10 protein-coding genes, 1 riboswitch and 1 other annotated feature (1 of these 12 running past the window's edge) are annotated in these 9,678 nt (G+C 49.6%); of the genes, 9 read left to right on the forward strand and 1 reads right to left on the reverse strand.

Going from position 1 to position 9,678, the window contains the following annotated elements; all coding sequences use genetic code 11:
- Positions 1-206: a binding site (T-box leader), on the reverse strand (it extends 51 nt beyond the left edge of the window).
- A 188-nt stretch (positions 207-394) separates the two neighbouring features.
- The 6 genes from namA (at position 395) to LUCIF_RS09910 (ending at position 5,912) form a co-directional block, all read left to right on the forward strand.
- Positions 395-1,405 (forward strand): NADPH dehydrogenase NamA, encoded by a 1,011-nt coding sequence (gene namA, locus LUCIF_RS09885; protein ID WP_122627728.1) that lies wholly within the window; start codon positions 395-397, stop codon positions 1,403-1,405.
- 92 nt (positions 1,406-1,497) lie between these two features.
- Complete coding sequence (locus LUCIF_RS09890) at positions 1,498-1,848, forward strand: C1 domain-containing protein (RefSeq protein WP_122627729.1); 351 nt, start codon at positions 1,498-1,500, stop codon at positions 1,846-1,848.
- A complete protein-coding gene (queG, locus tag LUCIF_RS09895) occupies positions 1,845-2,765 on the forward strand; it encodes a tRNA epoxyqueuosine(34) reductase QueG (RefSeq protein ID WP_207857368.1) in 921 nt (306 codons plus the stop codon). The genes LUCIF_RS09890 and queG overlap by 4 nt, the downstream gene beginning before the upstream one ends.
- A 117-nt stretch (positions 2,766-2,882) precedes the next feature.
- Positions 2,883-3,374, forward strand: coding sequence for a C40 family peptidase (locus LUCIF_RS09900; RefSeq protein WP_122627730.1), 492 nt, complete (start codon positions 2,883-2,885; stop codon positions 3,372-3,374).
- 75 nt (positions 3,375-3,449) lie between these two features.
- A complete protein-coding gene (locus LUCIF_RS09905) occupies positions 3,450-4,016 on the forward strand; it encodes a hypothetical protein (protein WP_122627731.1) in 567 nt (188 codons plus the stop codon).
- Between the two features lie 187 nt (positions 4,017-4,203).
- A riboswitch (Lysine riboswitch) is annotated at positions 4,204-4,378 on the forward strand.
- Between the two features lie 112 nt (positions 4,379-4,490).
- Positions 4,491-5,912 carry an amino acid permease gene (locus LUCIF_RS09910; RefSeq protein ID WP_122627732.1) on the forward strand — a complete coding sequence of 474 codons (1,422 nt, stop codon included), beginning with the start codon at positions 4,491-4,493 and terminating at the stop codon, positions 5,910-5,912.
- Positions 5,913-6,019: 107 nt separating this feature from the next.
- Here the strand turns inward: LUCIF_RS09910 and LUCIF_RS09915 are convergent, their stop codons facing one another.
- Positions 6,020-6,910 carry a DMT family transporter gene (locus tag LUCIF_RS09915; RefSeq protein WP_207857370.1) on the reverse strand — a complete coding sequence of 297 codons (891 nt, stop codon included), beginning with the start codon at positions 6,908-6,910 and terminating at the stop codon, positions 6,020-6,022.
- A 430-nt stretch (positions 6,911-7,340) separates the two neighbouring features.
- On the opposite strand from LUCIF_RS09915, the gene LUCIF_RS09920 reads away from it, so the two are divergent.
- The 3 genes from LUCIF_RS09920 (at position 7,341) to LUCIF_RS26500 (ending at position 9,341) form a co-directional block, all read left to right on the forward strand.
- Positions 7,341-7,568 (forward strand): hypothetical protein, encoded by a 228-nt coding sequence (locus LUCIF_RS09920; RefSeq protein ID WP_207857372.1) that lies wholly within the window; start codon positions 7,341-7,343, stop codon positions 7,566-7,568.
- Positions 7,569-7,589: 21 nt separating this feature from the next.
- Positions 7,590-7,874 (forward strand): hypothetical protein, encoded by a 285-nt coding sequence (locus LUCIF_RS09925; protein WP_122627733.1) that lies wholly within the window; start codon positions 7,590-7,592, stop codon positions 7,872-7,874.
- Between the two features lie 72 nt (positions 7,875-7,946).
- Positions 7,947-9,341: an REP-associated tyrosine transposase gene (locus LUCIF_RS26500; RefSeq protein ID WP_207857379.1), complete on the forward strand. Its 1,395-nt coding sequence runs from the start codon at positions 7,947-7,949 to the stop codon at positions 9,339-9,341.
- Positions 9,342-9,678 lie beyond the last annotated feature (337 nt).

Consider the following 9,678-nt stretch of genomic DNA (forward strand, 5'->3'; position numbering starts at 1 on the left):
CCCGGCTCATTCTGGATACGGGACACAAGGTCCGATATCGGCTTCCTGGTAACGGCGGAAGAATCCCGACAGCGCCTACCCCGCACCGCGGCTCGGACTGTATCTCTCAGGCCCATTCAACATACCGAGTAGTGCCAATCTCTCACTGCCATTGGCTCGCTGCAACCCTCTTGGTTATATTTACTCTTCCTGATCATCGACGCTCACATATTAAATTTAAATGAAGTATAGCAACACGGACAGGATGCTGTCAAGTAGTTTTTGTTATTTTCAGTGGAATTTATGCTGGTCTGAATTAACGGGCAGGATAAAACTTCTTGGAAGCGAATAATAATAAAATAAGAATAAATTAAAATATTTTCAGCCATTTTTAGTGGTTTGAGGAGGGATTGGTATGTTATTTTCTGATTTTACGGTGAGAAGCATCACCTTGAAAAACCGGATTGTTATGCCGCCGATGTGCATGTATTCGGCGGCGGATGACGGAAAGGCAACGGACTGGCACTTTACACATTATGCGACGCGAGCCGTCGGCCGGACCGGGTTGATCATTGTCGAGGCTACCGGCATCGAACCGGGAGGCCGGATCAGCGCCAATGATCTGGGAATATGGCAGGATGATCAACTGGCCGGATTGCAGCGGATTGTCGAGCTTGTTCACAAAAATGAAGGAAAGGTAGCCATCCAGTTAAATCATGCCGGTCGTAAAAGTGAAGTACCCGGTCTGGAACCGGTGGCTCCTTCTGCGATTCCTTTCAGTGAAAAGTCCCCTGTCCCGCATACTTTAACCCTTGATGAAATCCGGCAGGTGGTGGAGCATTTCCGTCAGGCCGCAAAACGGGCTGTGCGGGCCGGTTTCGACGCCATTGAGATTCATGGGGCCCACGGGTATTTGCTGAATCAGTTTTTGTCGCCCCTGGCCAACCGGCGGCAGGATGAATATGGCGGTACGCCGGCCAACCGGGTCCGGCTGCTGGGCGAAGTTGTGGAAGCCGTCCGGGCGGAAATGCCTGTGTCTATGCCGCTGTTTGTCCGGGTTTCCGCCCACGAGTATGACTGTGCCGGCAACACGCCGGAAACTGTAGCGGACATGTTGAACCTGGTTAAGGATAAAGGCATTGATTTGGTCCATGTCAGCTCCGGCGCCGTCACCCCCGTCGCGCCGCGGGCGTATCCGGGTTATCAAATCGGTTTTGCCCTCACGGTTAAAGAAAATACCGGACTGCCGGTTATTGGCGGCGGCCTGGTGACGGAACCGCTGCAGACCGAACAAATTATTAAAGCCGGCGTCGACCTGGTTTTTTTAGGCCGGGAACTACTTCGCAATCCCTATTGGCCGCTTCAGGCGGCGGAACGGCTGGACGGCAGTGTAAACTGGCCTGAACCCTATCTGCGGGCCCGGTAATAAGCCTGGATAGGACAAGGAAATATTTCCCGATTACCATTTTGTGGAATTGGGCATACTGTAAACATGTTGTTTAGATAGGTGAGACGGGTATGTATTGCAGCTATTGCGGCCGAAAAATAATATATAACGGCGTCTATTGCCGCTACTGCGGCAACCGGGTACGGGACAGGATGGAAGATACACAGCCTTTGCCGGCGGTTAGGGACAGTTTTTCCGGTGAGCCGGGGCCCGGGAAGGGGCTTTTTAGTCTAAATAAGCCATTGGCTGCCCGGCAGCCAATGAGACATCTTTCCCACAGTCTGTATCTTTTGGTTTCGGTGGTGCTTTTGCTGACCATTACTTATGTGCTGGTCGAATTTAAAACGGTGCAGCAGTACCGGATCCTGACGGCCATTGTGGGCAGTCTGACCGTGCTTGCCTTGTGGTGGAAATCAAAATGACAAATGGAGAAAAAATGAAACAAAAGCTGCGGGAATTTTGCCGTTCTATTGGGATTGACGCGGTGGGAATCGCGCCGGCCGGTCCCTATAAAGAGCTGGAGGTCATGCTGCGGAATCGCCGTGAGTTGGGGCTGTATACGGAACTTGAGGAACAGGATCTGGCCAAGCGCATTGATCCTCATTGCACCCTGCCGGGCGTCCAGTCGGTTATTGTTTGTCTTTTTCCTTACTACACCGGGGATATCGCCGGGGCTAATCTACCCCGTTATGCTTACGGGCGGGACTATCATAACCTGGTGCGCAAGAAGCTGGAGCAGATCGGAGCCTTTCTTACGGACCGTATTCCCGGTTTTATTTATCAAGCCTTTGTTGATACCGGCCCCTTGGCGGACCGGTATCTCGCCTATTTGGCCGGGCTTGGTTTTTATGGTCTGAACAGTCACATCATTACCGACCGGTATGGTTCCTATGTAGTGATCGGTTATTTGCTGAACAATTACCCATTTTCTCCCGACCAGCCGCAGGAGCGGGTGTGCCGGCAATGTGGCCGCTGCATCCGGGCTTGTCCGGGACAGGTTATTCTGGGCAATTACAGGATTGACCCGCGGGGCTGCCGCTCTTATCTGACTCAGAAAAAAGGAGAACTGACGGAAGAGGAAAGACGCATCCTGCAACGGACCAATCTGCTTTTTGGCTGTGACGTTTGTCAGGAAGTTTGCCCCCATAACCAGGAGATTGAATTGACATCCCTGCCGGAGTTCCGGCAGGATCTTTTTGGCTGTCTCAACGGCGGCGAACTGGATCGATTTTCCAACCGGGAATTCAAAGAAAAGTATGGTGACCGGGCATTTAGCTGGCGCGGCAAAGGAATTTTGCTTCGCAACTGGCGGTACCTTAAGGCCGGACAGGATGTATAATCTATCTTCCTTGGCGGCAAGAAAAGGAAATTTGCAAGAATGCGGCGAATAATGACGAAGTAAATATTATTCTCTATTCCCTTGTATTATTGGGTAGTGGTTTGTGGGAGGTAAAAAATGCGCCGCATTTTTGTTTTTATTATCTGCATACTAGTGCTTGCCAGTACATTACCGGCGGCTTATGCAGCAGATGCCCATGCCGGCAGGCATATCCGCCCAACGGTTGTTGACGGAAAAACGAGAGGCGAAAAAATTGTCAGCCAGGCCATGCACTACAAGGGGGTACCCTACCGTTTTGGCGGAGCTTCCCCGAAGGGATTTGATTGTTCGGGGCTGGTTTGGTACGTCTTTAAACAAAATGGCAAGAAATTGCCGCGGGCGGCGGACAAGCAGTTTGCGACAGGCAAGGCGGTGAAAGGAAAAGAGTTGGTTCCCGGTGATGTCGTCTTTTTTTCCACCTATACAAAGGGAGCGTCGCACTGCGGCATCTATATGGGCGGCGGAAAGTTCATTCATGCTTCTTCTTCCCGCGGCGTTACCGTAACCTCTCTGAACGACAGCTACTGGAAGCCAAGATACCTGGGAGCCAGAAGAATGATTGAAAAATAGATGAATGGAATGATAGTTATTATTCACTAATCCGGCAGGAGCGGTGGATATTTTTGTAAAAAGGGGATTTGACGCATGCTTGGTATATTAAAAAAGGCGGAGAAAGTTTGTGATGCTATAGCCGGAAAAGCCGCCATTGTCTGGTTAGTCATTTTTCTTGTTGCTGCGGCCTTTATCGTATTGGACCGGCAAAGCGGCCTGACTGGCGGTCTCAATCCCAGGACGGTGCGGGGTCTGGGAAAAAGTTTCGGTTCCTTAGCCGCTGTGGCGGCTTTATTATCTCTGACCTACTATCTATTACGCGAAGCGTATGTCCAGTTGCGGCAACGCACCAGGATACTGCCGGCAGCAGACGCTTGCGTTAAAAGCGGCTTAACGATTTTGCGGCTGCTGCATCCGACCCTGGGCGTGCTCGCCGTTCATTTGGCCGTAATTCACGCCTATCTTATGTGGTTTGTTCCGGCTCATAGCCGGCTGAATTCCATTTATAGCGGCTTGGCTGTGATAGCCATATTGTTTGGTACGGCTGTTTTGGGCTGGATAGTGCGCCAAGGCCGCCGGACAATGGCAGCGAGAAAAAAACACCGGCTGGTTGCCTGGCTGTTTGTCATCTTTTATATTCTTCACCTGGCCGCTGCATGAAAGGTGTTCAGAAGAATAAAAAGGACAAAGGTACGTAATGAACGGACGGATTTTACGATGATATTTAGTAATGATGGATAAAAATCCATGTATGGTGAATATTTATACCGTTTGTCCTCCGTGGATTGACAGCAGCCGGTGAGTATACTAAAATGAATACAGCAAAATAATCAGGCACATTCTGTAAGGATGATGTAGAGGCGCAGTCAACAAGAGTACCTGCGAGGAGCCGGCCCGTGATGAATTGCCGGGAAAGGGTTGACTGCCGAAGCCGGGATGCTTGCCAGGCATTCCGGTTGGGCGTAAAGCGAAAAGCGTTACGACTGTCACCAGGCCGTTATTGGTGGAGCGCTATCTCATCCGGCTGCCGGCTGCTTAGCTGCGCCGGTTACCGGAAATTGTCTGCTTTTGGCAGTCGATGAGCGCATAACGACTGCCTTTTTATTTTGGGCAATTTATTTAAGGAGGATTTGCATGTCAACCCCAACTGTCAATCTGGAGCAACTTTGTCCCGAGAAGAAAGGTTTGAAACGGGACATGAAGTCCCGTCATCTGATGATGATTTCCATCGGCGGCACCATTGGTACAGGCCTGTTTATGGGCTCAGGCCAGACGATCAGTCAGGCCGGTCCTGTTGGCGCTATTCTTGGTTATCTGGTAGGCGGTTTTATTATGCTGCTGGTATTGTTGTGCCTGGCCGAACTGGCGGTGGCGATGCCGATTTCCGGTTCGTTTCAAACCTATGCGTCCCGGTTCATCTCGCCCGGTGCCGGTTTCACAACCGGCTGGCTCTACTGGATTAACTGGGCAACCTGTATTGCCGCCGATTTTACGGCGGCCGGCATAATTGCTAATAGCTGGTTTCCGCAGATTCCCGTATGGGTTTGGTGCGCATTCTTTGCCATCGCCCTGGCGGTTCTGAATCTGGTGTCGGTTAAAGCTTATGGGGAAGCGGAATTCTGGTTTGCCGGCATTAAAGTAACGGCAATTATCGCTTTCATTATTGCCGGCGCCGGTCTTATGTTCGGAGTTACCGGCCATGAAGGTGCCATCGGATTTTCCAATTTCAACACCGGAGCAGGCCTTTTTCCCAACGGTTATTTTGCCGTGTTTCTGACGATGATTGCCGTTGTGTATTCGTTTCAGGGAGCCGAACTGGTGGGGATTGCCGCCGGTGAATGCGAAGACCCGGGCAAAAATGTACCGCGGGTCATTAAGGGCGTTACCTTTCGCATCATTCTGTTTTATGTGGTGGCGATGATCATTCTCGCGGCGACCATTCCCTGGAAAGAAGCCGGCGTGATGGAAAGTCCCTTTGCCCAGGTGTTTGGCCGCATTGGCATTCCCTACGCCAGTACCCTGATGAGTGCCGTGGTCCTGACGTCGGCCCTGTCGGCGGGAAATTCCGCCTTGTACGCCTGTTCCCGTCTTTTATGGTCCATGGCGAAGGAAGATTTGGCGCCGGCCTGGCTGGGCAAGCTGAATGGCAACGGCGTTCCCTTCAACGGGGTTCTGCTGACTCTGGCGTTGACCGGATTGTCTCTCTTAACGCAGGTTTACGCGGCCGATACGGTTTATCTCTGGCTTATGGCCAGCACCGGCTTGACGGGTTGTCTGATCTGGGTGATCATTGCCTGGTGCCAGATCAACTTCCGCAAAGAATTCCTGCGTCTCGGCGGCAAGGTTCAGGACCTGGTCTTCCGTACGCCTTTATATCCGTTAGTGCCGGTTCTGGCGATTGTACTGAATCTTGGCGTTATCATCAGCCTGTATTTTGATCCATCCCAGCATGTGGTTCTCTATGCCGGTATTATCGTATTAGCAGCCATGTATCTTTATTACCTGCTGTTCTACAATAAGAAGGAAAATCCGGTATCGGCGAAAGAAGGACAATAATTCGATTCAGGCTATATAAGGAAAGCCACCAGACTCAGTAGGAGTTTGGCGGCTTTTGTTATGGGATCAGAAAGTATAACTTGCCAAAAGGCCGCTTTAGCGGTCTTTTATTTACTGCGGCGGCTGTCAACTGAGAGGGCTGCTCCGGACGACTTCAGTACAGGCAAAATATAGCGGGCGGTTATGGCCGCCAGTATTACGGCACCACCGAGAAGCGACCAGGGACCGGGCACTTCCCCGAGAAACAGAAAAACCCAGACCGGATTAAGAATGGGTTCGATTACTGTGATGACAGAGGCTTCCAGGGCGGTGACCTTTTTTATTGCTATCGTGTAGAGAGCATAAGGCAAACCTAACTGAAGGCAGCCGAGTCCCGCAATGGCCGCCCAGCCGGCCGCTCCCGGCGGGTTGTCGAATACGAAGGGCAGGCCACAGACAAAAGTCAGTCCGTTGCCTAAAAGCACGGAACCCAAGGGAGAACCATCCTTTTGGCGGCGCAAGGCTACAATCATAACGGCCATGGAAATTCCGCTGACGATTCCCAACAGATTACCGTACAGCCCTCCGGTCCCCACCCGGTCTTGAAAAAAGAGCACCATGCCGCCGATAACAAAGGCAATCGTCAGCCAATCGTATAAATGAGGCTTTTCTTTCAGAAAAAAGATACCCAGAATGGCCACGTATACCGGAGCCGTATATTGCAATAAAATAGCATTTGCCGCTGTGGTCAGCTTCGTGGCGGCAACGAAACTCAGCATTGTCACCGCATAGGCCAGCGCGCCGGTAAACTGGGCAAAACTCCAATTTAAGGACGGCCGCCGGAAAAAGAACCAAAGGAAAAGGCCCGCGATGCCGCTGCGGATGCCGGCAATCGCCAAGGGGTTCCAAGTGACCCATTTTATGAAGAATCCGCCGCTGCTCCACAGCATTGCGGTAATAACCAATAGCAGAGTACCCTGCAATCGCTCCGGCATACCCTTGATTTTTTCTGCTACCAAGATAAAGGCTCCTCTCGTTGCTTAATTATACGGTGATTTGATAGACGCCGCTGACTGGTACCGCATAATGAAAAGATACTCCAGATCCGGCGAAGCGTCAATCAGATTTTCCGCTGAGTAATTTAAATTGAGCCTGCCGGTTAAGGCAGGCTCAATTGTCTTTTACGGGGTGAGTTTTTTAGCAGCCAATTCTTTCAGCAGTAAAATATACTAATTATATTTTTGGGTAAAAAAAAGTCAATTCATATAAATTTCCCCCTAGTCTTTTTTGGGGCAATCTGTACGGATAAGGAATGGGAGGGAAAATCACGCGGTATGACGGCAAAGCAACCGCCCGTTTGGGAAGATGGTTACCCTAGCCGGTGTTGCTTAGAATCCGTTCGTAAAGCGCAGAGATTGTTGCCCTATCCAAAAAGGGAGGTGAAACAGTGTGGTGTGGCGGAAATTTGAACAATATTTAATGAGCAGTACCGGCTTTTATACGGCTCTTTTCGTCGGCCTTTATCTTGCCTCCTGGGGACTAAACGGCATCCATTATACAAAATTAGACCTGACGGCCCTTAAAGATCTTTATATTTGGCTCATGACGCAATTAAATGCCACTCATGCCGTAAATTCAATCTGGAACAGCCCGAAGGGACAACCGCCGGGCCTATAAAGAAGGGAGGCTGGTCCCAAAATGGAACCTGAGAAAATTATCGATGATTTATTTGAACTAATCAGGCAAAACACCAGTCAGGTGGCCGGACTTGACAAGAAATTGACCGTGTTGTGCGCCACTCTCAGCGAAAGAGAAAAACGCTGCAACGAGCATAACGGCATCGTGGCCAACCATGAACAACGGCTTAAGAACGTTGAACTGTGGCAGGCGGCGCAGCAGGGAGTAACCGGTTTCATTCAGCGCTGGGGTCCGGTTATTATTACCTGCGGGGTAGCGGTGTATGTTGAAAAATTTGTCCGGTGAAACCGGGAATGAACGGAAAGTCTTAACTTCTGAAAGAATTTTTCAGGCGATTATTTAATTGGGAGGGATGTTATGCGGAAGTATTTATTGCAGCCGGACTTGCCCGACCGGCGGGATTTTGCCTTTCAGTCCGCCGGCTTTGCCTGGGTGGAACACCTGCCGCCCCTGGCCGACCTTAGAGGCGGCTGCAGTCCGGTCGTCGACCAGGGGACTCTCGGCGCCTGCACTGCCAACGCCATTGTATCCGGTCTCCGTGAATATTTGCTGCTGCAGCAAGAACCGCCTTTGACGCCATTATCCAGGCTGTTTTTATATTATCAGGAACGGATGCTGGCGGGGATGGTCCAGGTCGACAGCGGAGCGAGAATCCGCGACGGAATGAAGGTGTTGAACACCTTCGGCGTTTGTCCGGAAAACGAAAATCCCTATGACATTTCAAAATTTGCCCAGCCTCCTACGGCTCGGGAAATGGCCGCTGCGGCGCAATTCAAAATAAAAGAATATCACTGCGTTGGCGGCCTGGCCATGCTTAAAGCCGCCATAGCCGAAGGATTTCCGGTGGTGGCCGGAGTCAGAATCTATCAATCCTTTGGAAGAGTCAAGGGACGGTTCCTTGACTCTCTTTTGCATTTAAGCTATTCTATATGTGGAGGTGCGAGAATGCCGCGACACAGTAGAAGTTTAAGTGAGAGCAAAATTTATCATATAATGATACGGGGAAATGAAAGACGAAATATATTCCTCGATGATGACGACAGACTAAGATTCGTTCATATTCTGTACGAAAAATGCGCAGATAATCAAATATCGATTTACGCATATTGCTTAATGGACAACCATGTTCATTTATTGATAAATGAAGGAAAAGATCAAGTGTCCCGGATCATGAAAAGAATAAATGTCAGTTATGTGTATTATTTCAACAAAAAATATGGTAGAGTGGGTCACCTGTTTCAAGACCGGTTCAAAAGCGAAGCAATTAAAAATGACCAATACCTAATGGCCGCAGTGCGATATATCCACAACAATCCGGTCAAAGCCGGAATAGTAGATAACCCTATACAATACAAATGGAGTAGTTACTATTTATATATTGACCAATTTGGTCAAGAAAATAAAATTGACAAAGAGTACATGCTAGAGATATTTTCCAAGAATAGAAAAAATGCAATTCAGCTATTTATTGAGTTTAGTTTAATGAAAGACAATGAAACTGAACGATTTATTGAGTATCAGGAAGAAGATAGCCAAGTAAATAAGGAAATACAAACTGAGCAGGGAGCAATAGAATTTATTAAAAAATATGCACTGGAAAATAATGTTGATCTTGATAGTTTAAATCATAAGTCTCATAACGTCTTAAGAACAGGCATAATAAAAGAACTGAAGAGCCGGACAAGTTTATCAGTACGTCAAATAGCGGGGTTATTGAATATAGATAGAAATATCGTTCAGAGAGTAAAATGATGAGTCGGAGAACCGTCCCGTGCGCCAAGAAGCGCACGGAGTATAGCGGGTGGGAATCCCGTCTGGGAAGGTCTAGCCAACCACCCGGTATCCAGCCTTGGGACTGAAGCGGTAACGCCAGGTCTAAGCGTAGGTAGGAAAGGTAGTAGGCCGAAAGCGAAAGCTGAAGATGTAGAATCCCGAAATTCCTAATGGGAATGGTCGATGCATGGGACGAGCAGAAGACAACACTGGGCTTAGCGATAAAGGCAAGTTAAGTTTGGCGCCCCGGGATCGAAGGTCTTGGCATGCTACACACAGTTACTCCGTGAGAACTTGGGAGACCCTGTTGCTCTCC

The organism is Allolucifera butyrica (assembly GCF_900476375.1).
Taxonomy (GTDB): domain Bacteria; phylum Bacillota; class Negativicutes; order Sporomusales; family UPPP01; genus Lucifera; species Lucifera butyrica.